Below are 24,222 nucleotides of genomic sequence, written 5' to 3'. Positions count from 1 at the left end.
ACGTCCGCTGCCGGGCCCGGGTTCAACCGCTTGGGCGGAACCGGCCGGAAGGGGCCCGAACGGGCCGGAGCTACGCCGTGGCGGTGGTCGGCGTGCGGTGCCGGCCGGCCGCTGCCGCGGCGAGGCGGCCCAGGGCTTCGTCCCGGCCGCAGGCGTACGCCCCCAGCGCAACGTGCCGGGACACGATGCCCCGCTCGGCGCGCATCAGCCGCCATCCCCGGCGCAGCAGGAACGGCACGGACTTGCGTCCTTCGCGCAGATCCCGGGCCAGCCGCCGCCGGAACGTCGTGGAGGGCCGCCCGCGCAGGCAGATCGCATCGGCCAGCAGCCCCAGTTCCTGGCACCGGGCCGCGATGTCGGCCGCGAAGATCCCCTCCGCGATGAACAGCGGGGTGCGGGAGATGTCGAGGGTCTCGGAGCCGGTCCGGGAACTGGTGGCGATGTCGTAGACCGGCACCTCGGTCCGGCCCGTCCCGCACAGGTCGGCGACGGCGGCGACGGCGGCCTCCGCGTCCCAGGACAGCGGGGAGTCCCAGTCGATGTCGGAGCTGCCGTCGACCTGGGGGAGGGTCGGGTCCGACCCCTCCTTGTAGAAATCGTCGAGGCGCAGGACCGGCAGCCCGGACCGGGCCGCCAGCGAGGACTTTCCGGAACCCGAAGGACCGGTCAGCAGGACAACGCGCGTCGGAAGGGGAGATGAACAGCTCACGGGACACCAGTGTGACGCATTACCCCGCGCAGGGGACCCCCGCGGAGGCCCGTTGGTATTCAGCATCACATCTCAACTACGCTGAGTACATGGGACGTCACGCAACATCTGCACCCCGGCAGGCCCTCCGCAGCGCCGGTCTGACCGTTTCGATGGCCGGCGCGGCCCTGGCGATGGCCGCGGGCACGGCCCAGGCGGAGGTCTCCGTGCCGCACGCGCTGGCCGGGATCACCGACCCGATCACCAACCTGAAGGTGAACCCGCTGGCCGGCACGGGCGTGGACCCGCTGGACAACGGGTTCGGCACACAGGTCGCCGACTTCCCGGCGGTGGGGACCACGATGGTCACCGGGGTACTCACCCAGGGCCCCTCGGTCGGCGAACTGCCCACCGCCGCGGCCTCTTCCCTGCTCGGCCCGCTGACCGGCGGCAAGTAGCCCCCTCGCAGCCCGCGCGGGCGAGTGAGCCGAAGGGGCCGCGTCGGCGAAGGAGGGCGAGCGCCCGGAGGAAACCGTGTGGGGGTCCCCCCGGGCGAAGCCTGGGGGAGAACGAGCGTTTCTGAGGACGCACGTCCTCCTGGAGCCGACAGCAGCGGCCCCGGAGGCGAACCGAGCCCAGGGGGCAGCCCCGGCAGCGCGGGGGTTCGCTGCCGGGGCCGGTCCTGTGTGCGTGCGGGCCTGGACGGCCTAGTAGGCCGAGCCCGACGCGCCGAGGGAACCCGTGGGGTGCCACACGGTCTTGGTTTCCAGGAACGCCGTCATGCGGTGCGTGCCCGGGTCGGCGGTCCAGTCGTCCACAGGCTGTGGACGCAGGACGCGCTTGAGGTTGTCGGCAGCCGCGACCTCCAGCTCCTTGGCGAGGGCCGCATCCGCGCCGGCCAGGTCGATCGCGTTGACGTCCTGGTGGGACGCCAGGTGCGGAGCCATCTCGCCGGCCTTGCCGGACAGGATGTTGACCACGCCGCCGGGCAGGTCCGAGGTGGCCAGCACCTCGCCCAGGGAGAGGGCCGGGAGCGGGGACTTCTCCGAGGCGATGACGACCACCGTGTTGCCGGTCGCGATCACCGGGGCGATCACCGAGACCAGGCCCAGGAAGGACGACTCCTGCGGGGCCACGACGGTGACGACACCGGTCGGCTCCGGGGTGGAGAGGTTGAAGTACGGCCCCGCGACCGGGTTGGCCCCGCCCACGATCTGGGCGATCTTGTCGGTCCAGCCCGCGTACCAGACCCAGCGGTCGATGGCCGCGTCCACGACCGCCGCCGCCTTCGACTTCGACAGGCCCTCGGCCTCGCCGACCTCGCGGACGAACTGGTCCCGGCGCCCCTCCAGCATCTCGGCGATGCGGTAGAGGATCTGGCCGCGGTTGTACGCGGTGGCGCCCGACCAGCCGCCGAAGGCCTTGCGGGCCGCGACGACCGCGTCACGGGCGTCCTTGCGGGAGGACAGGGGAGCGTTGGCCAGCCACTTGCCCTTGGCGTCAGTCACCTCGTACACCCGGCCGCTCTCCGAACGCGGGAACTTGCCCCCCACGTACAGCTTGTAGGTCTTGAAGACGCTCAGACGCTGCTCGGACTTCTCAGACATCGAGGTAGGCCTCCAGACCGTGACGGCCGCCCTCGCGGCCGAAGCCCGACTCCTTGTAGCCGCCGAAGGGCGAGGTCGGGTCGAACTTGTTGAACGTGTTGGCCCACACCACACCCGCGCGGAGCTTGCCCGCGACCGCGAGGATGCGCGAGCCCTTCTCCGTCCAGATGCCGGCGGACAGGCCGTACTGGCTGTTGTTGGCCTTGGCCACGGCCTCGTCCGGGGTACGGAAGGTCAGCACGGACAGCACCGGGCCGAAGATCTCGTCGCGGGCGATGGTGTGCGCCTGGGTGACGTTCGTGAAGAGCGTCGGGGCGAACCAGTAGCCGGCGGACGGGATCTCACAGGCCGGGGACCAGCGCTCGGCGCCCTCGGCCTCGCCCTGCTCGGCGAGCGCGGTGATCCGGGCCAGCTGCTCGGCGGAGTTGATCGCACCGATGTCGGTGTTCTTGTCCAGCGGGTCGCCCAGCCGCAGGGTGCTCAGACGGCGCTTGAGCGAGTCCAGCAGCTCGTCGTGGATCGACTCCTGGACCAGCAGGCGGGAGCCCGCGCAGCAGACCTGGCCCTGGTTGAAGAAGATGCCGCCGACGATGCCCTCGACGGCCTGGTCGATGGGGGCGTCGTCGAAGACGATGTTGGCGCCCTTGCCGCCCAGCTCCAGGGTGACCTTCTTGTCGGTGCCGGCGACCTGGCGGGCGATGGCCTTGCCGACCGCGGTGGAGCCGGTGAAGGCGACCTTGTTGACGTCCGGGTGCTCGACCAGGGCCGCGCCGGTGTCCCCGTAGCCGGGAAGGATGTTGACGACACCCTTGGGCAGACCGGCCTGGCGGCAGATGTCCGCGAAGAACAGCGCCGACAGCGGGGTGGTCTCGGCGGGCTTCAGAACGACCGTGTTGCCGGCGGCGAGCGCCGGGGCGATCTTCCACGCCAGCATCAGCAGCGGGAAGTTCCACGGGATGACCTGGCCGGCCACACCCAGCGGGCGCGGGTTCGGGCCGTAGCCGGCGTGGTCGAGCTTGTCGGCCCAGCCGGCGTAGTAGAAGAAGTGCGCGGCGACCAGCGGGAGGTCCGCGTCGCGGGTCTCCTTGATCGGCTTTCCGTTGTCCAGGGTCTCCAGGACGGCCAGCTCGCGGCTGCGCTCCTGGATGATCCGGGCGATCCGGAAGAGGTACTTGGCGCGCTCGGACCCGGGCAGCGCGGACCAGCCGGAGAAGGCCTTGCGGGCGGCCTTTACCGCGCGGTCGACATCGGCGGCGCCGGCCTGGGCGACCTCGGCCAGCACCTCCTCGCTGGAGGGGCTGACGGTCTTGAAGACCTTGCCGTCGGCCGCGTCGGTGAACTCACCGTCGATGAAGAGGCCGTAGGAGGGCGCGATGTCGACGACGGAGCGCGACTCGGGAGCCGGTGCGTACTCGAAAAGAGATGCCATGGTGATCAGTCCACCGTCACGTAGTCGGGACCGGAGTAGCGGCCGGTGGCGAGCTTCTGGCGCTGCATGAGCAGGTCGTTCAGCAGGCTGGAGGCGCCGAACCGGAACCATTCGTTGGTCAGCCAGTCCTCGCCCGCGGTCTCGTTGACCAGGACCAGGAACTTGATCGCGTCCTTGGTGGTCCGGATGCCGCCCGCCGGCTTCACACCGATCTGGATTCCAGTCTGCGCCTTGAAGTCGCGGACGGCTTCGAGCATCAGCAGGGTGTTGGCGGGAGTGGCGTTGACCCCGACCTTGCCGGTGGAGGTCTTGATGAAGTCGGCGCCCGCGAGCATGCCGATCCAGGAGGCGCGGCGGATGTTGTCGTAGGTCGACAGCTCGCCGGTCTCGAAGATGACCTTCAGCCGGGCGGCGGTGCCGTCCTCGCGGACGCACGCCTCCTTCACGGCCTTGATCAGCTCGTACGTCTCCAGGTAGCGGCCGGCGAGGAAGGCGCCACGGTCGATGACCATGTCGATCTCGTCGGCGCCGGCGGCGACGGCGTCCCGGGTGTCGGCCAGCTTCACGGGCAGGGCCGCCCGGCCCGCCGGGAAGGCGGTGGCCACGGAGGCGACCTTGACGTCGGCGCCGTTCAGGGCCGCCTTCGCGGTGGCCACCATGTCCGGGTAGACGCACACGGCGGCGGTCATCGGGGTGGTGCGGTCGGTCGGGTCGGGATGAACGGCCTTGGCGGCGAGCGCCCGGACCTTGCCCGGGGTGTCCGCGCCTTCCAGCGTGGTCAGGTCGATCATCGAAATGGCCAGGTCGATGGCGTACGCCTTGGCCGTGGTCTTGATCGAACGCGTACCGAGGCCGGCCGCGCGGGCCTCCAGGCCGACGGCGTCCACGCCGGGCAACCCATGCAGGAAGCGGCGCAGCGCACTGTCGGACGTCGTCACGTCAGCGAATGCGGTGAGGGTGGTGGGCATGGTCACCAGATGAGCATATCTACGCGCGTAGCAACCTGTCACCCCCCTCGGGTGCACATCTGTGCGGCGTACGTCGCATCCGCGCGAGCCCGCCCCGGAGGCGTACGGCAGAATCGGCGGCATGACGAGCCCCTCCCCCGCGTCCCCCTCCGACGAGCCGGTGTACCAGGACCGTGTGTACCGCTCCCCGATGGCCATCGTCGGCGGGGTGCTGCTGCTCGCCCTGCTGGTCTGGCTGTGCGGGGACGCCATCGTGCGGGGCAAGGGGAACGCCCCCTGGTACGGGGTTGCCGGGGCGCTGCTCACGATGCCGCTGACGGTGGCCTTCACCCTGCGGCCCGCGGTGTTCGCGGGCGCCGACCGGCTGCGGGTGCGCAATCCCTTCCGCAGCATCGAGCTGCCCTGGGGGGCGGTGGCCGACCTCCGGTCCGGGTACTCCGCCGAGGTGCTGACCGAGGACGCGAAGTACCAGCTGTGGGCCATCCCGGTCTCGCTGCGGGACCGCAAGAAGGCCAACCGGCAGATCGCCCGCCGGGAGGCGCTGAGCCGCCGGGGCGAGACCGACCCCGCGGTGCTGGGGACCGAGAACCCGCGCGCGCAGGCCGACCAGCACGTGGACGAGCTGCGCGAGCTCGCCGAGCGGGGTGCGAAGCGGGAGGGCGCGCAGGGGCCGGTGAGCGTGCGCTGGGCCTACGAGATCATCGCGCCGGCGGTGGCGGGCGCGGTGCTGCTGATTGTGCTGCTCCTCACCCGTTAGGGGCGGCCGGGCGGCCCGCCGGGCGGAACCGCGGCCACTGCGGGCCGCGTCCTTGCAGGTGTGCAGCGTCATGAGGCCGGCGGCAGTGCCGCCATACCACTCCGGCTCCGGGTGCTCGGCGGCGTACTCCTGGCCGCCCATCTGGTGCTCGTCGGCTGGCTGACGCTGCGGCCCCTGGACGTGCCATGGGCCGCCGCGCCCAATCTGACCCCGCTGGCCGGGATCCGGGACGATCTGGCGTACGGGGTGCTGGAGGCGGCCCGGCGGATCGGCTCCTCGCTGGCTCTGCTGGCCCCGCTCGGGGTGCTGCTGCCGCTGGTCAGCGGCCGGCTCGCGCCCTCGCCGCTGGCCGCCTGGTCCTCGCTGACCCGGACCGCCGCCGCGGGCGCGCTGATCTCCCTGGTGATCGAACTGCTGCAGACGGCGGTGCCAGGCCAGGTGGTGAACGTGGACTCGGTGCTGCTGAACACGACGGGGGTGGTGCTCGCGCACCTGGCCGTGGTGCCGGCCGGGCGGGCGCGGCTGCGGCGGACCCGTTCGGTCCGGGAAGCGCAGGAATCCCGGGAGTCCCGGGAGTCCCGGGCGGAAAAGGCGCAGGTTTCTCAGGTTTCTCAGGGCCGGACCCCGAGAATTCCCAGGGTCGGGCCGGCACCGTGGACCGACGTTCTGTCGGCGGTGCCGCGGGAGTATTGAGGTACCGCAGAAAGCGGTGAAGCCGTACAGCGGCACCTCAAGAAGGAGAAACCATGAGCGCCCTTGCCCGCCCCCGTGACGGACGGTGGATCGGCGGAGTCTGTGCCGGTCTCGCGCGACGCTTCGGAATGTCCGCGAACACCATGCGTCTCATATTCGTCGTCTCGTGCCTGCTGCCCGGCCCGCAGTTCCTGATCTACCTGGCCCTGTGGGTGCTGCTGCCGAACGAGAAGTCGGCGTCCACCGCCTGGTGATTCAGCCGATGTGCTGCCCGACCTTTTCGAGCTGCTTGTCCACGACCTCGTGCGGGACTTCGACGGCGGTCTTGGCACCGGCCACATTGAGCCCCATGAGCCGTACGACGGTCGCCCCCTCGCGGACCACCACCAGGTGGACCTGCGCCGAGACGCCCTCGGCCGCGGCGACGGTGGTCCAGCTGACGCTCTCGTCGCCGCCCGTCTTGTACGCGACCGACTTGACCTGGCTGTAGCTGCCGGACTGCTTCTCCACCGTGGCGGTGAAGCCGCCCCCGCAGGCGGCCACGGCGTCCCGGAGCCGCCCCATCAGCCGCTTGGCGTCCGCCTCGGAGTACGCGCTGAGCGAGGCGGAGACGGCCAGCCCGAGCTGCTTCTGTGAGCCGATGCCCCGGTTCACGGTCTCCTCGGCCGCCGGGTCGGGCTTGTCGCCCATGATGTCGGCGAGCGGCTGGCAGGCCTTCTTGTCGGACTGCGGCTGACCGTCGGGGGCGTTCGGGTTCTTGCCCTGCGCGGAGACCTGGTACCCGGCGAGATCGCCCTGGGTCAGGGCGGCCCTCTCCAGCGGGGTACGGGCGGCCGGGGGCGCGCCGGGGGCCCCCGCGGCGGCGGATCCCTTGGGGTCGGGGCTCTTGTCCGCGGCCGGGCCGCTGTCCGGGTCGCCGCTGCAGCCGACGGCTCCGAGCAGCAGTACGGGAAGCAGAACGGGCAGCACGGCGGCACTCGCCGCGGATGACTTCACACGCATGACCGAGACCTCATACCCCGTGTGGAGAGCGGTGGTTGGGGGTGATCGTGGCACACGGCACGGTGGGACGCGCAGCTGCGCGAACAGCCGTACGCCCACCGTGCGGACGTGCGAGTCGCGAATCAGCCGCCGAGCGGAAGCTGTCCGGCGAGGGGAAGCCCGCCCAGGGAGCCGGTCAGCGAGTTGAGCGGCGCGGCGGCGTCGGTCGCCTGACCCTCCTGGCCGGCCTGCTTGTGGGTGAGCGACTCGGCGGTGTTGGTCACCACGCCCAGCGCGTCGGTGGCGCCCAGCTGGGGCAGGGCAGAGGCCGAGGCGGCACCGGCGGCGGAAGCGGCGAAGGCAGCACCGAGGACGGCGACACCGAGGGTCTTGGCAGCTGACTGCTTCATGAAGGATCGTCCTTGCGACAGGGAATTTGAGCGGCTCCGCAAACTAGCCAGTTCAAACCCCGCCCCGCAAACATCCTTTGATATGAGAAAGCGCCCGGGATATGCCACTCCCGGGCGCTTTCACATGGTGATGCTCTGACCTAGGCCGAGACGGAACCGCTGGTGGAGACGGTCTGCCGGAACAGCCACTCGGACTTCAGCTCCGCATAGCCGGGCTTGATCACGTCGTTGATCATCGCCAGTCGTTCATCGAAAGGAATGAACGCGGACTTCATCGCATTGACGGTGAACCACTGCATGTCGTCGAGCGTGTAGCCGAAGGTGTCGACCAGGTGCTCGAACTCGCGGCTCATGCTGGTGCCGCTCATCAGACGGTTGTCGGTGTTGACCGTCAGCCGGAAGTGCAGCTTGCGCAGCAGGCCGATCGGGTGCTCGGCGTAGGAGGCTGCGGCGCCCGTCTGCAGGTTCGAGGTGGGGCACATCTCCAGCGGGATGCGCTTGTCCCGGACGTACGAGGCCAGCCGGCCCAGCGTGACCGAGCCGTCGGCGGCGACCTCGATGTCATCGATGATCTTCACACCGTGGCCGAGCCGGTCGGCGCCGCACCACTGCAGGGCCTGCCAGATCGAGGGCAGGCCGAAGGCCTCGCCCGCGTGGATGGTGAAGTGGTTGTTCTCGCGCTTGAGGTACTCGAAGGCGTCGAGGTGGCGGGTGGGAGGGAACCCGGCCTCGGCACCGGCGATGTCGAAGCCGACCACGCCGTGGTCGCGGTAGCGGTTGGCGAGCTCCGCGATCTCCAGGGCACGGGCCGCGTGGCGCATCGCGGTCAGCAGGGCGCCGACCCGGATGCGGTGGCCGTTGGCCTTGGCGCGCCGCTCACCCTCGCGGAAGCCGTCGTTGACCGCCTCGACGACCTCTTCGAGGGTCAGGCCGGCTTCCAGGTGCTGCTCGGGGGCGTAGCGGATCTCGGCGTACACGACGCCGTCCTCGGCCAGGTCCTCGGCGCACTCGGCGGCGACCCGGAAGAGGGCCTCCTTGGTCTGCATGACGGCGCAGGTGTGCGCGAACGTCTCCAGGTAGCGCGGCAGGGATCCGGAGTCGGCGGCTTCGCGGAACCAGATGCCCAGCTTGTCGGCATCGGTCTCGGGGAGGCTCTCGTAACCGGCCGCCGCGGCCAGCTCGATGATGGTCCCGGGACGCAGACCGCCGTCGAGGTGGTCGTGCAGCAGCACCTTCGGGGAGCGGCGGATCTGGTCCGGAGTGGGCAGGTTGGGGGTCTCGCTCGTCATCTGCGCACTCTACTCCTACGCGCGTAGAGCACCAGTGCGATCCGGGCCGTCGATACGTAACAGTGACCGTGCGGACGGGTGGCATACACCTCGGGGTCTGAGACTGTTCCGCCATGGCACAGCATGCGAAGCCGGACCGCGGGGCACGCCTGGGGCGGGCGGGCGGCGCGGATGGCTCCGGCGGGGCGGTCAGCGGCGTGGTGCTCCTGTTCCCGGGCCGCCCAGGAATGTCCCCCTTATCCCCCGGGCCGGTACGCCCGCTGGCGCGGGCCCTGGCCCGGGCGGGCGGCACCGCGGGCCTGGTCACCCACCTGGTACAGGGCGCGGACGGCAGCGCCGGCGGGACCGGCGGGGCGGCGGACGAGGTGGTGCGCCGCTACGGCGACGTCCCGGTCTGCCTGGCCGGCTACGGGGCCGGCGGTCTGACCGCGCTCCGCGGCGCGGGCCATCCGTCGGTCAACTCGGTGCTGGCGATCGCCCCTTGTCTGCCGGAGGCGGCGCCGGACGGATCACCGGAACCGGTGAAGCAGCTGGCCGGACGGCAGGTGCTGATCGTGCACGGCACCAATGACGACCGTACGGATCCGGAGCTGTCCTTCCGGCTGGCGGCCCGGGCCAAGAAGGCGAATCGTTCGACCTGCCGGTTCGAGGTCCACTCGGACGGCCATGCGCTGCGCGAGCACCGGGCCGAAGTGGTCGCACTGGGCGTGGACTTCGTACTCGGGGCGGTGCTGGGCAGCCGGTGGTCCCGCCCGGTCACGGATGCCCTGGCGGCACCGCCGCCGCTGGGCCTGCGGATGCCCCTGGCCTCCGGTTTCGGCCGCTCCCTGCGGGGCTGAGCAGGACCGGCCGGCAGCTGCCCGGCGGGTGGGCCGGATGGCCGAGAATTCGCCAAGGACGGGCGGGCCGCCGGTGGGGGTGGTGTCCTCGGGGGCCGGATGTGCCTAGCTTTCCGGTGTATGACGGTGGATGCGGAACGGCGGCGCGGGCTGGTACGAGCGGTACTCACCGGTGCGGCGGGGCTGGTCGCCGGGCTGGCGGCCGGGTCCCACGCCCCCTCGGCCCGGGCCGGGACGGCCATCCTGAAGAAGCGGCCCACCACCCCGGAAGCCGCGCTGCGGGAACTCGCGGCGGGCAACCGCCGCTGGCGGCTGCTGCACGAGCGGCATCCGGACGAGGCCCGTACGGTGCGCCGGGCGCTGGTCGGCGGGCAGCACCCGTTCGCGGTGGTCCTCGGCTGCGTCGACTCCCGGGTCCCCCCGGAGCTGGTCTTCGACCAGGGCCTCGGCGATCTGCTGACGGTGCGGTCGGCGGGCGAGGCGCTGGACGAGGCGGTGCTGGGCAGCATCGCGTACGGGGTTCTGGAGCTGGGCATTCCGCTGATCGTGGTCCTCGGGCACCAGTCCTGCGGTGCCGTCGCGGCTGCCGTCGACGCGGACGAGGGCGGCACCCGGCTGCCCGCCCACATGCAGTACCTGGTCGACCAGATCCGCCCGGCCATCGACCACCGGCTCCGGGGGGCCGCCCGGGTGGAGGCGGCCATCGACGCGAACGTGCTGCGGGTACGGTCCCTGCTGGCGGCGGAGCCCGAGCTGGCGGCCCGGATCGCCACCGGCCGGCTGTCCGTGGTCGGCGCCCGCTACGAACTCACCGATCAGCGCGTCCATCCGGCGGGCCCAGCCGGATCGGGTTGGTGAAGGCCGCCAGGGCGCCCGGCAGGGGCGGGGCCACGGCGGGGTGGCGGACCTCGGCCCGGACATAGGCCGAGCGGGCCGGGGTGGTGCGCCACTCCAGCGCTCCGGCGGCCGGGGCCGGCACCGTGTGGACCACGCCCTGGTCGGTGACCAGCCGCAGCTCGCAGCCGGGCGCGCCGGTGACCGCCAGGCGTACCAGGACCTCGGTGTCCGGCGGGCACGCCAGGCGCTCGCCGATGCCGGCGTGCCCGCCGCGCGGGGTCACGGCGGTGAAGGAGAGGGAGACGGCCGCGGACTCGGCGGCGTAGGCGCGGCCGGCACGCAGGCCCGCCAGGATCGCGTCCCGGGTCAGGTCCTCGGCCAGGACCACCGTCTGCGGGCTGCCGATCCGGTCCGGGTCGCGGTGGTAGTCGCTGCCGGCGAGCGCGGGCAGCGGCCGGTCACCTCTGCTGCCGCTGCCGCCGCCTCGTAGCAGGGCGTCCCAGGCGGCGAGGGAGACCTCGTCGTCGGGGGTGTAGGGGCCGTTCCAGACCTCGACGGCGTCCGCGTCGGCGAAGCCGAACTTCCAGCTGCACCCGAGGCAGGTGGCGTGCGGGTGGGCCGGTACGACCAGGCCGCCGGCGTCGCGGACGGTCCGCGCGAACCGGCCGAACCGGTTGTCCCGGGCCCGGTAGCGCCAGTCGACGAAGGTGCCGGGGTCGGTGCCGACGGCCAGCACGTGGCCGGTGCGGGTGGTGACCTCCTCGCCCGTGAGGACCAGCAGGCCGGGGCCGGCCGAGGCGCCCCAGGCGGCGTGCGCGGAGGTGGTGTTGTGCTCGGCGGAGTTGATGAAGTCCAGTCCGGCCGCCCGGGCGAGCTCGGCGATCTCGGCGGGGGTGCGGCGCCCGTCGGAGTGCACGGAGTGGACGTGGCAGTCGCCCCGGTACCAGGCGCGGCCCCGGCCGCGGGCGCGCAGCGGCGGGTAGGAGGGGGTGGCGGCCGGGCCGGGCTCCCCGTACTCCAGGGTCCAGGTGATCTCGTACGGGAGGCCGTCCGGGGCGATCGTGTACGGACCGAGGGCGAGGTGCCAGCGGCCGGGGGTGAGGGGCCCGGGCAGATAGCCGGGCGTGGCCTCGTCCGCGCGCAGGAAGAACTCGCTGCGGGCGCCGCCCGACCAGCCGCGGAAGCCGCGTCCGCCGAGGGCGGTGCCGCGCTGGTCGAAGATGCCGATGTCCAGGGCGTTGCCGGCGGTACCCGGCGGCACCGGCGGCTTCTCGTAGCGGTAGGAGATGCGTAACTCGCGTACGCCGGGTGGGATGTCGAGGGGCAGGTAGACGAAGTCCGGGGCGCCGGACGGGATGGTGCCGCGCAGGGTGCGGGTCTCGGTGCGCCCGGAAGCACCGGAGTCCGGGCCGGGCGGGCCGGCCGCCAGCGGGGCCGCCGCAGCCGTGGACAGGAGGTCGCGCCTGCTGAGGGCCATGCGCCACAGGCTGGCAGCGGCACGTGGCATGACGGTGAATCAGATATGGACCGCCGCCACCGCACGCGTGACCGAGCGGTGCAGAGCGCGCTGCGAGCACGAAGCGGCGCCGCGGCCGGCCCAGCCGTGCGGCCCGACTCCGCCCCGCCCCGGCCCCGTTGGCGCCCCGCCGCATCCGGGCCCCGGACCCCAGGCCCGCACCCCCGTCGGCCTGGGCGCCCGGCGACGGGCTGCGGGGCACGTACCTTCGGGGGGAGCCGCCCGGCGCGGCACCGGGCCGCAACCGCGGCGACACGCCGGAAGCGGGAGCCGGCCCCGCCCCGGGGCCGGGGCCTGCGGGCCGACTCCGCATCCCCGGCCGGCCCGGGCGCAGCAGAGCCGGGCCCCGGCTCCGTACCGGGCGTGCGCCCGGCCGGCCCGGGCCGGGTGGCTCACAGTTCGGGGATCAGCCGCCCCCGGCGGGACAGCAGGAACCGCTTGAACGCCGCCACCGGCGGGGTATCCGGATGGCCGTCCAGCCAGGCGACGCCGATCTCCCGGACCGCGCGCGGGGCGGTGACGGTCAGTTCGACCACGCCCGGGCGGGCCACCGCGGGCGGCGGCAGCAGCGCCACCCCCAGACCGGCGGCGACCAGCCCCCGCAGGGTCTCGGCCTCCTCGCCCTCGAAGGCCACCCGCGGGGCGAACCCCGCCTCGGCGCACAGGTCGTCGGTGATCCGGCGCAGCCCGTAGCCGGGTTCGAGGGTGACAAAGGTTTCGTCGGCGGCCTCCGCCAGCCGGATCCGCTTGCGGACCGCGAGCCGGTGGTCCTCCGGCACCACCAGCCGCAGCCGCTGCTCGTCCAGGCGGCGGGTGACCAGGTCGGGCGCGTCCGGCACCGGCGAGGTCAGGCACAGGTCGAGCTCCCCGCCGCGCAGCCGCTCCAGCATGGCCTCGCCGTAGTTCTGGACGAGGGAGAACCGGACCCCGGGATGGTCCACCCGGAAGGCCCGGATCAGTTCGGGGACCGTTTCCGAGCCCAGGGTGTGCAGGAAGCCGAAGGCGACCTTGCCGCCGGCCGGGTCGGCGTCCGCCTGGACGGATTCGGCGGCCCGGCCGATCTCGGCCAGTGCCCGCTCGGCGGAGGCGAGGAAGGTCCGGCCGGCGGTGGTGAGGGCCACGGTCCGGCCGATCCGGGCGAACAGCGCGACTCCCAGGTCCTGTTCGAGCCGGACGACGGCCCGGGACAGGGTGGACTGCGGAATGCCCAGCTCATGGGCGGCCCGGGTGACGTGCTCGTGCCGGGCGACCGTGACGAACCAGCTGAGGCGAGGGGCCAGCAGACGTGTCACATTCGTGTCTTCTTCGTAACGGCTCATGGACAGGCACCTCAGTGAGCTGTGCTGATGCTGGAGTGGATCGATTTCGATGATTCCATGCATTGGACGCATGAAGGGAATCGGTCCTACCGTCGAGGTATGTCTCCCGCTCATACCGGGGCGTCCACCACGGTGGTCGCCTCTGCCTCGCCGTCCCACGAGACCGCCGCGCACCCCGAGCCGCACGAGCCCCTTGCACCGCACGAGCCCCTTGCACCGCACGAGCCCCTTGCACCGCAGGAGCCCCTCGCCCCCGGCGCCCCCGGCTACCGCCGGATGAGCTTCGCGCTCTTCGCCGCCGGACTGGCCACCTTCGCCCTCCTCTACTCCACGCAGGCCCTGCTGCCCGCCGTATCCGCCGGTTTCGGCGTGACGGCCGGCCAGGCCAGCTGGACGGTGTCGGCGGCGACCGGCGCGCTCGCGCTGTTCGTGCTGCCGCTCAGCGCCCTGTCCGAGCGGTTCGGGCGGACCCGGATGATGACCTGGTCGATGGCGGTGGCCGTGGCGGTCGGCCTGCTGGTGCCGTTCGCACCCAGCCTGGAGTGGCTGATCGTGCTGCGGATGGTGCAGGGCGCGGCGATCGCCGGCATCCCGGCCTCCGCGATGGCCTACCTCGCGGAGGAGGTCAAGCCCAAGGCGCTGGTCTCGGCCATCGGCCTGTTCGTGGCGGGCAATTCCATCGGCGGCATGAGCGGTCGCGTGGTCACCGGGTGGGCGGCCGACCTCTGGGGCTGGCGCGCCGGGCTGCTGGCCGTCGGCCTGATGTCGCTGGGCTGCGCCCTGGTCTTCCTGGCGCTGCTCCCCCGGGCCCGGTTCTTCCGCCCGGCCTCGCTGAACCCGCGGTCGGTGGGCCGTACCGTCGCCGCGCACCTGCGGGACCCGTTGCTGCTCCGGCTGTACGGGATCGGCGCCCTGTTCATGACCGTCTTCGGCGCGGTCTACACGGTGATCGGCTACCGGCTGGTCGAGGAGCCCTTCTCGCTCGGCCAGGGCGTGGTCGGCTCCGTCTTCCTGATCTACCTGGTGGGTACGGCCGCCTCGGCGGCGGCCGGACAGCTGGTGGCCCGGCTCGGCCGGCGCGGCGCCCTCTACCTCGCCGTCACCACCACCGCGCTCGGACTGCTCGCCTCCCTGTCGGACTCGCTGGCCGTGATCCTGGCCGGCCTGGTCCTGATCACCGCGGGCTTCTTCGCCGGGCACGCGGTGGCCTCCTCCTCGGTGAGCCGGACCGCGAAGACCGGCCGCGCGCAGGCCTCGGCGCTCTACCAGTCCGCGTACTACCTGGGCTCCAGCGCGGGCGGCACCCTCGGCGCACTGGCCTGGCACTCCGGCGGCTGGCCGGCCACGGCCGCGCTCGCCCTGGCCGCCGTACTGGGCGTCGTCGGCATCACCCTCTACGGCTCCCGGGTGGCGCGGGCGGAGCGCCGGCTCGCCTCGGCGTAGCAGTGACTCGTACGCCTTCCGTATGAAGCGATGTACGGCGGCCCGGGCGCAACCGCGCCCGGGCCTCCGTGCGTCCCTGGGCCGACAGGCGAAGCAGCACGAGGGCGGGAGGCCGGCGTGATCACGATAGGCAGAACACTGCGCACCCGAGTGGCGGTCGTCGGCGGGGCACTGGCCCTGGCGGCACCGCTGGTGGTACTGGGGGGCGGCACCGCGCAGGCCGCGTCCTGCAATCTCACCACCGGCCCGTACCAGCGGCAGGTGGAACAGTTCCTCGGGCGGCCGGTGGACGGCAGGCAGTCCGCCGCGGACTGCAACGCGATCAAGGCGTTCCAGGCCAAGCACGGCATCACGCCCACCCAGGGCTACGCAGGACCGCTGACCTGGCGGACCATGAACACGATGCTCGCCCAGCGGGCGGCGGGCACCAACCCCAACAAGGCCGGGGCCTGCCCGACCAACAAGGGCCGCATCGCCTGCGTCGACCTGACCCGCCAGCTGAGCTGGATCCAGGACGGCAGCAGGCTGGTCTACGGCCCGGTGGCGGTCCGCACCGGCAAGGACGGCACCGAGACCCGCACCGGCCTCAAGAAGATCTACTACCGCAGCATCAACCACTGGTCGACGATCTACAACGTGTCGATGCCGTACTCGCAGTTCTTCGACGGCGGCATCGCCTTCCACTCGACGACGAAGAGCATGTGGAACCCGCCCGGCTCCGGCGGCTGCGTGAACATGACCCCCACCCACGCCAAGGCGTACTGGAACCTCCTCACCAAGGGCGAGGACGTCTTCGTCTACGGCCGCAAGCCCGGCACCTGATCCCGTCTTCCGGCTGCCGTTGTCAGTGCCCTCGGGTAGGTTCCGAAGTGACGGGAACCACCCGAGGGGGACGGCGGACATGAGTGACCTCGCAACGACGGAACCGGGCCTGGACGAGGCGATGGAGCGGTACCGGGTCGAGCTGACCGGATACTGCTACCGGATGCTCGGCTCCTCCTTCGACGCGGAGGACGCGGTCCAGGACACGTACATCCGCGCATGGCGCAGCTTCGAGAAGTTCGAGGGGCGTTCCTCCCTGCGGTCCTGGCTCTACCGGATCGCCACCAACGTCTGCCTGGACCTGCTGAACGCGGGGAACAAGCGGGCCCGCCCGATGGACCTGACCGCCCCGCAGGCCCAGGCCTCCGCCGTGCTCAACGAGCGGCCGGAGGTGACCTGGCTGGAGCCGGTGCCGGACGGGCGGGTGCTGCCGCAGACCGCGGACCCGGCGGAGGCGGCCCTGGCGAAGGAGTCCGTGCGGCTGGCGTTCGTGGCGGCGCTCCAGCACCTGCCGGCGAAGCAGCGGGCCGTGCTGATCCTGCGGGAGGTGCTGGCCTGGAAGGCGGACGAGACCGCGGAGCTGCTGGACACCACGGTGGCCTCGGTGAACAGCGCGCTGCAGCGGGCGCGGGCCACGATGGCCGCGCACCCGCCGCGGGAGGGCCGGCCGGCGGACCCGCTGGACGCGGACCAGGCCGAGCTGCTCCGGCGCTATCTGACGGCCTTCGAGGCGTATGACATCACCTCGCTGACCGCGCTGCTGCACGAGGACGCGGTGCTGTCCATGCCGCCGTTCGACCTGTGGCTCCAGGGCCCGGCCGACATCGCGGCCTGGCACCTGAACCAGGGCATCGGCTGCAAGGGGTCCCGCCTGATCCCGACCACGGCGAACGGCCTGCCGGCCTTCGGGCAGTACCGGCCGGCGGAGGACGGCGTGGGGCACACCCCGTGGGCGCTCCAGGTCCTGGAGATCTCAGCCGACGGCCGGATCGTCGGGCTCAACGCCTTCCTGGACACGGCCAGGTGGTTCCCGCTGTTCGGGCTCCCGGAGCGGCTGGCCTAGCCCTACGAGGTCCAGCAGGGCGTGCAGGGCGGGCGAGGCGCGCACCCGGAAGGGCACGCCGAGCCGTCGCGCGGTGAGCGCGGCCCGGGCCACGGCGTTGACGGCGCCGAGGGTGGGCGCGGTGAGGGCGGTGGCATCGCACACCACTTCACCGGGCCCGTCCCGGCAGATCGCCCTGACGCGCGCGCACAGCTCGACGGGGTCGACTTCGGGCCCCTCCAGGGCCAGGATTCTGATCTCCACACGCTGATGACCCCCGGGAGCGGGGAAACTCATCGGCGGGCCGGCGTACGCGAACGGACGCGGGAAGCCGAAACGGGACCGGCGGGGGTCCACCGGTCCCGTTCACCCGAAGGGGAAGCCTCGGGTCAGGCGATGCGGTCCAGCACGATCGGCGCAGCCGTGAAGTCGGTGCCCGCCGCGGCGACGTCGTAGACGCCCTCCAGGGAGGCGAGCGCGTACTCGAACTTCTCCGGGGTGTCCGTGTGCAGGGTCATCAGCGGCTGGCCGGCGACGACGGAGTCGCCCGGCTTCGCGTGGAGCTCGATGCCCGCGCCCGCCTGCACCGGGTCCTCCTTGCGGGCGCGGCCCGCGCCGAGGCGCCAGGCGGCGACGCCGACCCCGTACGCGTCCAGGCGGGTCAGCACGCCCGAGGCGGAGGCGGTGACCACGTGCTGCTCGCGCGCGACCGGGAGCTTCGCGTCCGGGTCGCCGCCCTGCGCGGCGATCATGCGGCGCCACACGTCCATCGCCGAGCCGTCGGCCAGCGCCTTCGCCGGGTCGGCGTCCTTGACGCCCGCCGCGTCCAGCATCTCCCTGGCCAGCGCGATGGTCAGCTCGACCACGTCGGCCGGGCCACCGCCGGCCAGCACCTCGACCGACTCGCGGACCTCCAGGGCGTTGCCCGCGGTGAGGCCGAGCGGGGTGGACATGTCGGTCAGCAGGGCGACGGTCTTGACGCCGGAGTCGGTGCCCAGGCCCACCATGGTGCGGGCCAGCTCGCGGGCGTCCTCGATGTTCTTCATGAAGGCGCCGGAGCCGACCTTCACGTCCAGGACCAGGGAGCCGGTGCCCTCGGCGATCTTCTTGGACATGATCGAGGAGGCGATCAGCGGGATGGCCTCGACCGTGCCCGTCACGTCGCGGAGGGCGTAGAGCTTCTTGTCGGCCGGGGCCAGACCGTCGCCGGCGGCGCAGATGACCGCGCCGGTGGTGTCCAGGACGTTCAGCATCTCCTCGTTGGAGAGCAGGGCCCGCCAGCCGGGGATGGACTCCAGCTTGTCCAGGGTGCCGCCGGTGTGGCCGAGGCCGCGCCCGGACAGCTGCGGCACGGCCGCACCGCAGGCCGCGACCAGCGGGGCCAGCGGCAGGGTGATCTTGTCGCCGACGCCGCCGGTGGAGTGCTTGTCGGCGGTCGGACGGGAGAGGGAGGAGAAGTCCATCCGCTCGCCGGACGCGATCATGGCGGCGGTCCAGCGGGCGATCTCGGCGCGGTTCATGCCGTTCAGCAGGATGGCCATCGCCAGGGCGGACATCTGCTCGTCGGCCACCACACCGCGGGTGTACGCGTCGATGACCCAGTCGATCTGCTCGGGGCTCAGCTCACCGCGGTCACGCTTGGTGCGGATGACGGAAATGACGTCCATGGCATTCCTTCCGGACATGTTCGGTACGAGCGCGACTCTACGCGCGTTGAGAGAGAGACGGGTGCGGCCCCCGCACCGGACGGGGTGCGGGGGCCGCGGAGGAGGACCTAGCGGAGATGGTCCGGGCCGAAGGCCTGCGGGAGCATCGCGGAGAGCGGCAGGATGCCCTCCGGGGTGTCCACCTGGAGCTCGGGGCCGCCGAACTCGAACAGCAGCTGACGGCACCGGCCGCACGGGACGAGGACGTCGCCCTTGCCGTCGACGCAGGTGAAGTACATCAGCCGGCCGCCGCCCGAGGCCTGCAGGGCGGACACCAGGCCGCACTCGGCGCACAGGCCGAGTCCGTAGCTGGCGTTCTCGACGTTGCAGCCGGTCACCACCCGGCCGTCGTCGACCAGGGCGGCGACCCCGACCGGGAAGCCCGAGTAGGGGGCGTACGCCCGGGACATGGCGTCCCGGGCGGCCTCCCGCAGGGCGTCCCAGTCGGGAGTGGTCGCCGTGGTCACTTGCCCTGGCCCTTTTGGTACGGCATGCCGTCCGCCTTGGGCATCCGCAGGCGCTGCGCGGAGAGCGCGAGCACCAGCAGGGTGGTGACGTACGGGGCCGCGTCCACGAACTGGCTGGGGATCTCGTCGATCAGCAGGTAGCCGAGGAACAGCACGGCCGCGCAGACCGCCGAGATGCCCGCCTGCAGGTACTTCTTCTTGTACAGCTGCCAGCCGGCGAACAGCGCCAGCAGGATCGCGATCAGCAGCACCATGGCGAGCACGTTCTCGGCGCCGCCGCGCAGCTTGAGGCTGTCGGTGAAGCCGAACAGGCCGGCACCCAGGGCCATGCCGCCGGGCATCCAGTTACCGAAGATCATCGCGGCGAGACCGATGTAGCCGCGACCGCCGGTCTGGCCCTCCTGGTAGATGCCGGTGGAGACGATCGCCAGGAAGGCGCCGCCGAGACCGGCCAGACCGCCGGAGACGATCACGGCGATGTACTTGTACTTGTAGACGTTGACGCCGAGGGACTCGGCGGCGACGGGGTTCTCACCGCAGGACCGCAGCCGCAGGCCGAAGGCGGTCCGCCACAGCACCCACCAGGTGCCGGGGATCAGCAGCAGCGCCACGACGGTCAGCAGCGACAGCTCGGTGACCAGGCCGCCGATGATGCCGGCCAGGTCGGACACCAGGAACCAGTGCTTCTCCTGGATGTCCGCCAGCCAGTCGGCACCGGGCAGGGTGATCTCCTTGATCCCCTCGATGCGCGGGGACTGCTTGGAGGAACCGCCCGCGGCCTCGGCGAAGGTGAAGTTCGACAGGTACTGGGTGAAGCCCAGCGCCAGGATGTTCACCGCCACACCGGAGACGATGTGGTTGACGTTGAAGGTCACCGTGATGATCGCGTGCAGCAGGCCGCCGAGGGCACCGCCGAGGATGCCCACCAGGACACCGGTCCACGGACCCCACTGGTAGCCGGCCCAGGCGCCGAACCAGGTGCCGAGGATCATCATGCCCTCGAGGCCGATGTTGACCACGCCCGCACGCTCGGCCCACAGGCCGCCGAGACCGGCCAGGCCGATCGGGATGGCCAGCTCCAGGGCACCGGAGATCTGGCCGATGGAGGTCAGGTCCTCCGCGCCGGAGACGGTGCGGACCAGGGAGACCAGCACGATGCCGGCCGCGATGATCAGCAGGATCCAGGGCAGAGTGAGTTTGCGGCGTCCGCTCTTGGGCGCGGCGCTCGTCGCGGAAACGGTTTTGGTGCTCACGCCGCGACCTCCTTGTCGGTCTTGATGGCGTGGCCTGCGGCCAGTTCCTCGCCGACCTTCTGCTGCTGTCGGCGGATCCCGTAGCGGCGTACGAGCTCGTACGAGACGACCACCGCGATCACGATCAGGCCCTTCATGATCGTGCCGATCTCCTTGGCGTAGCCGGCCGTGTCCAGGCCGGCGGACGCCTTGTCGATGAACGCGATCAGCAGGGCGGCGAAGAAGATGCCCACCGGGCTGTTGCGGCCCAGGAGCGCGATGGTGATGCCGGTGAAGCCGACGCCGAGCGGGAAGTTCAGGCTGTACGTGTGGCTCTCGCCGAGCAGGATCGGCATGCCGGCCAGGCCCGCGACGGCGCCCGAGATCAGCATCGAGGTGAGGATCATCCTCTTGGCGTCCACGCCGGAGGCCTGGGCGGCGGACTCGCTGGCGCCGGTGGCGCGCAGGTCGAAGCCGAACCGGGTCCGGTTGAGGACGAACCAGTAGACGATGCCGAGCGCGAAGGCGACGAAGGTGAAGCCGTAGATCTGACCGCTGTCACCCATGTCCACGGCCGGGAACCAGCCGGACTCGGCGATGTCGCCGGTGGTCAGGTCGTTGGAGCCGGGCGGCTGGACGCCGAGGTTCTTCGGCAGGATCAGCCAGGCGATCAGGCTGGTGGCGATGGCGTTGAGCATGATCGTGGAGACGACCTCGCTCACCCCGCGCTTGGCCTTCAGCACACCCGCGATACCGGCCCAGAAGGCGCCGGTCAGCATGGCGACGGCCACGATGAGCAGGATGTGCAGCGGGCCGGGCAGCGTGACGGCCGCGCCGACCACGGCGGAGACCATCGCGGCGAGCCGGTACTGGCCGTCGACGCCGATGTTGAAGAGGTTCATCCGGAAGCCGATGGCCACCGCCAGCGCCGCCAGGTAGTACGTGCCGGCCTGGTTCACGATGAGGACCTGGATGTCCTCGTAGCCGGCGTTCTCCACCATGATCCGGAGCGGCTCGATCGGGTTCACACCCGTCGCGGCCAGCACCAGCATGGTCAGCAGGAAGGCGCTGACCAGGGCCAGCGCGGGCCCGGCGATGCCGAGGAGCAGCCGGTCCTTGTCGAATTTCTTCATCGGGCCTCGTCCTCCGTCGCATCGCCGTCGACAGCGTTTTCAACGGAGCTTTCGTTAGCTTCCAGGTGCCCGGAGGCTGCGCCCGTCATGGCGGTGCCCAGCTGTTCGGGGGTGATGGTCGCCGGATCGGCGTCCGCGACCAGCCGGCCGCGGTACATGACCCGGAGCGTGTCGGACAGGCCGATCAGCTCGTCCAGGTCAGCGGAGATCAGCAGAACGGCCAGACCCTCGCGGCGGGCCTCGCGGATCGCGTCCCAAATCTGCGCCTGCGCGCCGACGTCCACACCACGGGTGGGGTGGGCGGCGATCAGGAACTTGGGGTTGTGGCTCATCTCGCGGCCGACGATCAGCTTCTGCTGGTTGCCGCCGGAGAGCGAGGCCGCGGTGACGTCGATACCGGGCGTCCGGACGTCGTACTCGCGCACGATCCGCTCGGTGTCCTTGCGGGCGGCCTTCGGGTCGAGGATGCCGCGCTTGGAGTTGGGCGCCTCGGTGACATGGCCGAGGATGCGGTTCTCCCACAGCGGGGACTCCAGCAGCAGGCCGTGCCGGTGCCGGTCCTCGGGGATGTAGCCGATGCCGTCGACACGGCGCTTGCGGACCGGGGCCTTGGTGATGTCCTCGCCGTCCAGCATGATCACGCCACCGTCGGGGGTGTTCATGCCCATCAGGGCCTCGATCAGCTCGGTCTGGCCGTTGCCCTCGACACCGGCGATGCCGAGGACCTCGCCCTTGTGGATGGTGAAGCTGACGTTGTCGAGGAGCAACCGGCCGGCCAGGGCGGGCTCGTGGAGGTTCTCGTCGCCCGTCGACAGCTCCGGCGGGGCCATGCTCTCGGGCATGGTGATCGTGCCGGACTCGGCGAGGACCAGGTTGCGGACGGTCAGCATGGCGACGTCCGTCACCGTCGACTCGCGGGTCTCCGGGGTGGGGAGTTCACTGCCGACCATCAGCTCGGCGAGCTGCTTGGTGGTGGCGGTCTTCGGGTCGGCGGTGCCGACGGTGGTGCCGCGGCGGATGACGGTGATGTCGTCCGCGACCTTCAGGACCTCGCCCAGCTTGTGCGAGATGAAGATGACGGTGAGGCCTTCGGCCTTGAGCTCGCGCAGGTTGTCGAAGAGCGCGTCCACCTCCTGCGGCACGAGCACGGCGGTCGGCTCGTCGAGGATGAGGATGCGAGCGCCGCGGTAGAGGACCTTGAGGATCTCCACGCGCTGCCGGTCGGCGACGCCGAGGTCTTCGACGAGGGCGTCCGGGCGGACACCGAGGCCGTACGCGTCCGAGATCTCCATGATCTTCGCGCGGGCCTTGGAGCCGATGCCGTAGAGCTTCTCGCCGCCGAGAACCACGTTCTCCAGGACGGTGAGGTTGTCGGCGAGCATGAAGTGCTGGTGCACCATGCCGATGCCGCGGGCGATGGCCTCACCGGGGCTGTTGAAGGAGACGTGCTCCCCGTCGATGGCGATGGTGCCCTCGTCCGGCTTCTGCATGCCGTAGAGGATCTTCATCAGGGTCGACTTGCCGGCACCGTTCTCACCGATCAGGGCGTGCACGGTGCCCTTGCGAACGGTGATGGCGATGTCCTTGTTGGCGACGACGCCGGGGAAGCGCTTCGTAATGCCGTGCAGTTCTACGGCGGGGGGCGGGCTGGACGCGTTGATGACGCACTCTCCTTGGCCGAAAGGAGTCGAAGGCAGGGGGACAGGGCGGGGGGTGACGCTATCGCGTCCGCGGGCTCTCTACGCGCGTAGCACTGTCAAAAATGAAAAGTTGGGACGACTGATCGTCCAAGGGTAAATGCGGCTCGGGGCCCGGGAGGCTGCGGTGCAGCCTCACCGGACCCCGGCCGACCACGTCCTTACGGGGTGGTCTTGACCTTGATGGTGCCGGCGATGATGTCCTTCTTCGCCTTCTCGACGGCAGCCTGCAGCTCCGCCATGTTCTTGTACTCGGGGTTGGAGTCGGCCAGGCCGACGCCGTCCTTGTCCAGGCCGTAGCGGACCTCGCCGACCTGCGGCTTGCCGTCCTTGACCGACTTGATCAGGTTGAACACCGAGTCGGAGACGTCCTTGGTGACCGAGGTCAGGATCTTGTCCTTGAACTTGGCCAGACCCTCCTGGTTGTACTGGTCGGAGTCGACGCCGATGGCCCACGCACCCTTGGTGGCGGCGGCCTCGATGGCGCCGGAGCCGGCCAGACCGGCGGCGGAGTAGATCACGTCGGCGCCGTTGGCCAGCTGGCCCTCCGCGGCGGCCTTGCCGAGGTCGGGCTTGGCGAAACCGTCGAAGTTCGGCGGCTGGGTGAGGTACTTGCTCAGAACCTTGGCGTTCGGGTTGGTGTCCTTGACGCCCTGGGTGAAGCCCGCCTCGAACTTCTTGATCAGCGGAACCTCGACACCGCCGATGAAGCCGACCGTGCCGGACTTGGACGCCTTGGCGGCGGCGACGCCGGCCAGGTAGGAGCCCTGCTCCTCGTTGAAGACCATGTTGGCGACGTTCGGGCCGGTCACCGAGGTGTCGTCGATGATGCCGAAGGTGGTCTTCGGGAACTTCGGAGCGACCTTCTTGATGGCCGGGGCGTAGGCGAAGCCGACGCCGATGACCGGGTTCGAGCCGTTGCGGGCCAGCTCGGTGAGACGCTGGACCTTGTCGGCCTCGGACTCACCCTCGGTCGGCTCGGCCTCCTTGCCCTTGACCTTCAGGTCCTTTTCGGCCATCTGAAGACCCGCGTAGGCGGCGTCGTTGAACGACTGGTCGCCACGGCCGCCGATGTCGTACGCGATGGCAGCGGTGGCTTCCTTCGAGTCCGAGGACCCGGTGTCCCCGGACTGCTTTCCGCCGCATGCGGTGGCGGAGAGAGCGAGGGCCGCGGACGCGATGCCCACGGTTGCGATCCTGGTGATCCGGCGCAAGGGGAGGCTCCTTCAAAACCTGACCGAAGCGCCACGACCGGCGCTGGTTTCGCGGCGATCGTAACGCGCGTAGATGTCAGTTAAAGGCCCGTTCATGAGTCGTTATCGGATCGTCGCGAACCGGACAGTGACC

25 protein-coding genes are annotated in these 24,222 nt (G+C 71.4%); 9 read left to right on the top strand and 16 right to left on the bottom strand.

Going from position 1 to position 24,222, the window contains the following annotated elements; all coding sequences use genetic code 11:
• Positions 1–70: 70 nt before the first annotated feature.
• Positions 71–775 (bottom strand): uridine kinase, encoded by a 705-nt coding sequence (locus DEJ50_RS20330; RefSeq protein ID WP_150209383.1) that lies wholly within the window; start codon positions 773–775, stop codon positions 71–73.
• A gap of 23 nt (positions 776–798) precedes the next feature.
• Between DEJ50_RS20330 and DEJ50_RS20325 the strand changes: the two genes are divergently transcribed.
• Entirely contained in the window at positions 799–1,146 is a 348-nt protein-coding gene (locus tag DEJ50_RS20325; RefSeq protein WP_150209382.1) for a hypothetical protein, read from the top strand.
• Between the two features lie 249 nt (positions 1,147–1,395).
• On the opposite strand, the gene DEJ50_RS20320 is transcribed toward DEJ50_RS20325, so the two are convergent.
• From DEJ50_RS20320 to deoC, 3 genes are read right to left on the bottom strand one after another with little or no spacing between them, the layout of a single operon-like run.
• A complete protein-coding gene (locus tag DEJ50_RS20320) occupies positions 1,396–2,295 on the bottom strand; it encodes an aldehyde dehydrogenase family protein (protein WP_150209381.1) in 900 nt (299 codons plus the stop codon).
• Positions 2,288–3,724 (bottom strand): aldehyde dehydrogenase family protein, encoded by a 1,437-nt coding sequence (locus tag DEJ50_RS20315; RefSeq protein WP_150209380.1) that lies wholly within the window; start codon positions 3,722–3,724, stop codon positions 2,288–2,290. The genes DEJ50_RS20320 and DEJ50_RS20315 overlap by 8 nt, the downstream gene beginning before the upstream one ends.
• A gap of 5 nt (positions 3,725–3,729) precedes the next feature.
• Positions 3,730–4,692 carry a deoxyribose-phosphate aldolase gene (gene deoC / locus DEJ50_RS20310; protein ID WP_150212245.1) on the bottom strand — a complete coding sequence of 321 codons (963 nt, stop codon included), beginning with the start codon at positions 4,690–4,692 and terminating at the stop codon, positions 3,730–3,732.
• Positions 4,693–4,813: 121 nt separating this feature from the next.
• Here deoC and DEJ50_RS20305 point away from each other — a divergent pair, with 121 nt between their 5' ends.
• From DEJ50_RS20305 to DEJ50_RS20295, 3 genes are read left to right on the top strand one after another with little or no spacing between them, the layout of a single operon-like run.
• Positions 4,814–5,449, top strand: coding sequence for a PH domain-containing protein (locus tag DEJ50_RS20305; RefSeq protein ID WP_150209379.1), 636 nt, complete (start codon positions 4,814–4,816; stop codon positions 5,447–5,449).
• Between the two features lie 60 nt (positions 5,450–5,509).
• The gene (locus DEJ50_RS20300) at positions 5,510–6,142 is read left to right on the top strand and encodes a VanZ family protein (RefSeq protein ID WP_150209378.1); all 633 of its coding nucleotides are present in this window, start codon (positions 5,510–5,512) and stop codon (positions 6,140–6,142) included.
• Between the two features lie 53 nt (positions 6,143–6,195).
• Positions 6,196–6,396, top strand: coding sequence for a PspC domain-containing protein (locus DEJ50_RS20295; RefSeq protein WP_150209377.1), 201 nt, complete (start codon positions 6,196–6,198; stop codon positions 6,394–6,396).
• A gap of 1 nt (position 6,397) precedes the next feature.
• Here DEJ50_RS20295 and DEJ50_RS20290 read toward each other — a convergent pair whose 3' ends face one another.
• From DEJ50_RS20290 to DEJ50_RS20280, 3 genes are all read right to left on the bottom strand, one after another.
• Positions 6,398–7,144 (bottom strand): hypothetical protein, encoded by a 747-nt coding sequence (locus DEJ50_RS20290; protein ID WP_150209376.1) that lies wholly within the window; start codon positions 7,142–7,144, stop codon positions 6,398–6,400.
• 122 nt (positions 7,145–7,266) lie between these two features.
• The gene (locus DEJ50_RS20285; RefSeq protein ID WP_150209375.1) at positions 7,267–7,533 is read right to left on the bottom strand and encodes a hypothetical protein; all 267 of its coding nucleotides are present in this window, start codon (positions 7,531–7,533) and stop codon (positions 7,267–7,269) included.
• A 140-nt stretch (positions 7,534–7,673) separates the two neighbouring features.
• Positions 7,674–8,822: an adenosine deaminase gene (locus DEJ50_RS20280; protein WP_150209374.1), complete on the bottom strand. Its 1,149-nt coding sequence runs from the start codon at positions 8,820–8,822 to the stop codon at positions 7,674–7,676.
• Between the two features lie 113 nt (positions 8,823–8,935).
• Here DEJ50_RS20280 and DEJ50_RS20275 point away from each other — a divergent pair, with 113 nt between their 5' ends.
• Both DEJ50_RS20275 and DEJ50_RS20270 read left to right on the top strand, forming a co-directional pair.
• Entirely contained in the window at positions 8,936–9,661 is a 726-nt protein-coding gene (locus DEJ50_RS20275) for an alpha/beta hydrolase (RefSeq protein WP_150209373.1), read from the top strand.
• Between the two features lie 120 nt (positions 9,662–9,781).
• Entirely contained in the window at positions 9,782–10,519 is a 738-nt protein-coding gene (locus DEJ50_RS20270) for a carbonic anhydrase (RefSeq protein ID WP_223837838.1), read from the top strand.
• On the opposite strand, the gene DEJ50_RS34005 is transcribed toward DEJ50_RS20270, so the two are convergent.
• Both DEJ50_RS34005 and DEJ50_RS20260 read right to left on the bottom strand, forming a co-directional pair.
• The gene (locus DEJ50_RS34005) at positions 10,470–11,975 is read right to left on the bottom strand and encodes a CehA/McbA family metallohydrolase (RefSeq protein WP_223837837.1); all 1,506 of its coding nucleotides are present in this window, start codon (positions 11,973–11,975) and stop codon (positions 10,470–10,472) included. The genes DEJ50_RS20270 and DEJ50_RS34005 overlap by 50 nt on opposite strands.
• 431 nt (positions 11,976–12,406) lie before the next feature.
• A complete protein-coding gene (locus DEJ50_RS20260; protein WP_150209371.1) occupies positions 12,407–13,333 on the bottom strand; it encodes a LysR family transcriptional regulator in 927 nt (308 codons plus the stop codon).
• Between the two features lie 99 nt (positions 13,334–13,432).
• Between DEJ50_RS20260 and DEJ50_RS20255 the strand changes: the two genes are divergently transcribed.
• The 3 genes from DEJ50_RS20255 to DEJ50_RS20245 all read left to right on the top strand — a co-directional run bounded on the left by DEJ50_RS20255 (position 13,433) and on the right by DEJ50_RS20245 (position 16,661).
• Positions 13,433–14,776 carry an MFS transporter gene (locus tag DEJ50_RS20255; RefSeq protein WP_150209370.1) on the top strand — a complete coding sequence of 448 codons (1,344 nt, stop codon included), beginning with the start codon at positions 13,433–13,435 and terminating at the stop codon, positions 14,774–14,776.
• A gap of 117 nt (positions 14,777–14,893) precedes the next feature.
• Complete coding sequence (locus DEJ50_RS20250) at positions 14,894–15,598, top strand: L,D-transpeptidase family protein (protein ID WP_150209369.1); 705 nt, start codon at positions 14,894–14,896, stop codon at positions 15,596–15,598.
• Between the two features lie 79 nt (positions 15,599–15,677).
• Positions 15,678–16,661: a sigma-70 family RNA polymerase sigma factor gene (locus tag DEJ50_RS20245; RefSeq protein WP_150209368.1), complete on the top strand. Its 984-nt coding sequence runs from the start codon at positions 15,678–15,680 to the stop codon at positions 16,659–16,661.
• On the opposite strand, the gene DEJ50_RS20240 is transcribed toward DEJ50_RS20245, so the two are convergent.
• From DEJ50_RS20240 to DEJ50_RS20210, 7 genes are all read right to left on the bottom strand, one after another.
• Complete coding sequence (locus DEJ50_RS20240) at positions 16,572–16,904, bottom strand: STAS domain-containing protein (RefSeq protein ID WP_223837836.1); 333 nt, start codon at positions 16,902–16,904, stop codon at positions 16,572–16,574. The genes DEJ50_RS20245 and DEJ50_RS20240 overlap by 90 nt on opposite strands.
• A gap of 125 nt (positions 16,905–17,029) precedes the next feature.
• Complete coding sequence (locus DEJ50_RS20235; RefSeq protein ID WP_150209366.1) at positions 17,030–18,307, bottom strand: thymidine phosphorylase; 1,278 nt, start codon at positions 18,305–18,307, stop codon at positions 17,030–17,032.
• A 107-nt stretch (positions 18,308–18,414) separates the two neighbouring features.
• Complete coding sequence (locus DEJ50_RS20230) at positions 18,415–18,813, bottom strand: cytidine deaminase (protein WP_150209365.1); 399 nt, start codon at positions 18,811–18,813, stop codon at positions 18,415–18,417.
• Positions 18,810–20,066 carry an ABC transporter permease gene (locus tag DEJ50_RS20225; RefSeq protein ID WP_150209364.1) on the bottom strand — a complete coding sequence of 419 codons (1,257 nt, stop codon included), beginning with the start codon at positions 20,064–20,066 and terminating at the stop codon, positions 18,810–18,812. The genes DEJ50_RS20230 and DEJ50_RS20225 overlap by 4 nt, the downstream gene beginning before the upstream one ends.
• Positions 20,063–21,178 carry an ABC transporter permease gene (locus tag DEJ50_RS20220; RefSeq protein WP_150209363.1) on the bottom strand — a complete coding sequence of 372 codons (1,116 nt, stop codon included), beginning with the start codon at positions 21,176–21,178 and terminating at the stop codon, positions 20,063–20,065. Before DEJ50_RS20220 ends, DEJ50_RS20225 begins: the two co-directional genes overlap by 4 nt.
• Positions 21,175–22,839 carry an ABC transporter ATP-binding protein gene (locus DEJ50_RS20215; protein ID WP_223838138.1) on the bottom strand — a complete coding sequence of 555 codons (1,665 nt, stop codon included), beginning with the start codon at positions 22,837–22,839 and terminating at the stop codon, positions 21,175–21,177. The genes DEJ50_RS20220 and DEJ50_RS20215 overlap by 4 nt, the downstream gene beginning before the upstream one ends.
• A gap of 197 nt (positions 22,840–23,036) precedes the next feature.
• Positions 23,037–24,089, bottom strand: a complete 1,053-nt coding sequence (locus DEJ50_RS20210; RefSeq protein ID WP_150209361.1) for a BMP family protein — start codon at positions 24,087–24,089, stop codon at positions 23,037–23,039.
• Positions 24,090–24,222 lie beyond the last annotated feature (133 nt).

It is taken from the genome of Streptomyces venezuelae, assembly GCF_008642295.1.
Classification (GTDB): domain Bacteria; phylum Actinomycetota; class Actinomycetes; order Streptomycetales; family Streptomycetaceae; genus Streptomyces; species Streptomyces venezuelae_C.
Note: the sequence above shows the minus strand (reverse complement) of the source record. Positions and strands in the feature narration are given on the sequence as shown.

Excerpts from the sequence above, each read along its gene's own strand:
- DEJ50_RS20280 (WP_150209374.1), bottom strand. The coding sequence starts at position 8,822 with ATGACGAGCGAGACCCCCAACCTGCCCACTCCGGACCAGATCCGCCGC.
- DEJ50_RS20235 (WP_150209366.1), bottom strand. The coding sequence starts at position 18,307 with ATGGACGTCATTTCCGTCATCCGCACCAAGCGTGACCGCGGTGAGCTG.
- DEJ50_RS20285 (WP_150209375.1), bottom strand. The coding sequence starts at position 7,533 with ATGAAGCAGTCAGCTGCCAAGACCCTCGGTGTCGCCGTCCTCGGTGCT.
- DEJ50_RS20260 (WP_150209371.1), bottom strand. The coding sequence starts at position 13,333 with ATGAGCCGTTACGAAGAAGACACGAATGTGACACGTCTGCTGGCCCCT.
- DEJ50_RS20330 (WP_150209383.1), bottom strand. The coding sequence starts at position 775 with ATGCTGAATACCAACGGGCCTCCGCGGGGGTCCCCTGCGCGGGGTAAT.
- DEJ50_RS20325 (WP_150209382.1), top strand. The coding sequence starts at position 799 with ATGGGACGTCACGCAACATCTGCACCCCGGCAGGCCCTCCGCAGCGCC.
- DEJ50_RS20255 (WP_150209370.1), top strand. The coding sequence starts at position 13,433 with ATGTCTCCCGCTCATACCGGGGCGTCCACCACGGTGGTCGCCTCTGCC.
- DEJ50_RS20220 (WP_150209363.1), bottom strand. The coding sequence starts at position 21,178 with ATGAAGAAATTCGACAAGGACCGGCTGCTCCTCGGCATCGCCGGGCCC.
- DEJ50_RS20295 (WP_150209377.1), top strand. The coding sequence starts at position 6,196 with ATGAGCGCCCTTGCCCGCCCCCGTGACGGACGGTGGATCGGCGGAGTC.
- DEJ50_RS20315 (WP_150209380.1), bottom strand. The coding sequence starts at position 3,724 with ATGGCATCTCTTTTCGAGTACGCACCGGCTCCCGAGTCGCGCTCCGTC.
- deoC (WP_150212245.1), bottom strand. The coding sequence starts at position 4,692 with ATGCCCACCACCCTCACCGCATTCGCTGACGTGACGACGTCCGACAGT.
- DEJ50_RS20275 (WP_150209373.1), top strand. The coding sequence starts at position 8,936 with ATGGCACAGCATGCGAAGCCGGACCGCGGGGCACGCCTGGGGCGGGCG.
- DEJ50_RS20290 (WP_150209376.1), bottom strand. The coding sequence starts at position 7,144 with ATGCGTGTGAAGTCATCCGCGGCGAGTGCCGCCGTGCTGCCCGTTCTG.
- DEJ50_RS20320 (WP_150209381.1), bottom strand. The coding sequence starts at position 2,295 with ATGTCTGAGAAGTCCGAGCAGCGTCTGAGCGTCTTCAAGACCTACAAG.
- DEJ50_RS20305 (WP_150209379.1), top strand. The coding sequence starts at position 4,814 with ATGACGAGCCCCTCCCCCGCGTCCCCCTCCGACGAGCCGGTGTACCAG.
- DEJ50_RS20270 (WP_223837838.1), top strand. The coding sequence starts at position 9,782 with ATGACGGTGGATGCGGAACGGCGGCGCGGGCTGGTACGAGCGGTACTC.
- DEJ50_RS34005 (WP_223837837.1), bottom strand. The coding sequence starts at position 11,975 with ATGGCCCTCAGCAGGCGCGACCTCCTGTCCACGGCTGCGGCGGCCCCG.
- DEJ50_RS20245 (WP_150209368.1), top strand. The coding sequence starts at position 15,678 with ATGAGTGACCTCGCAACGACGGAACCGGGCCTGGACGAGGCGATGGAG.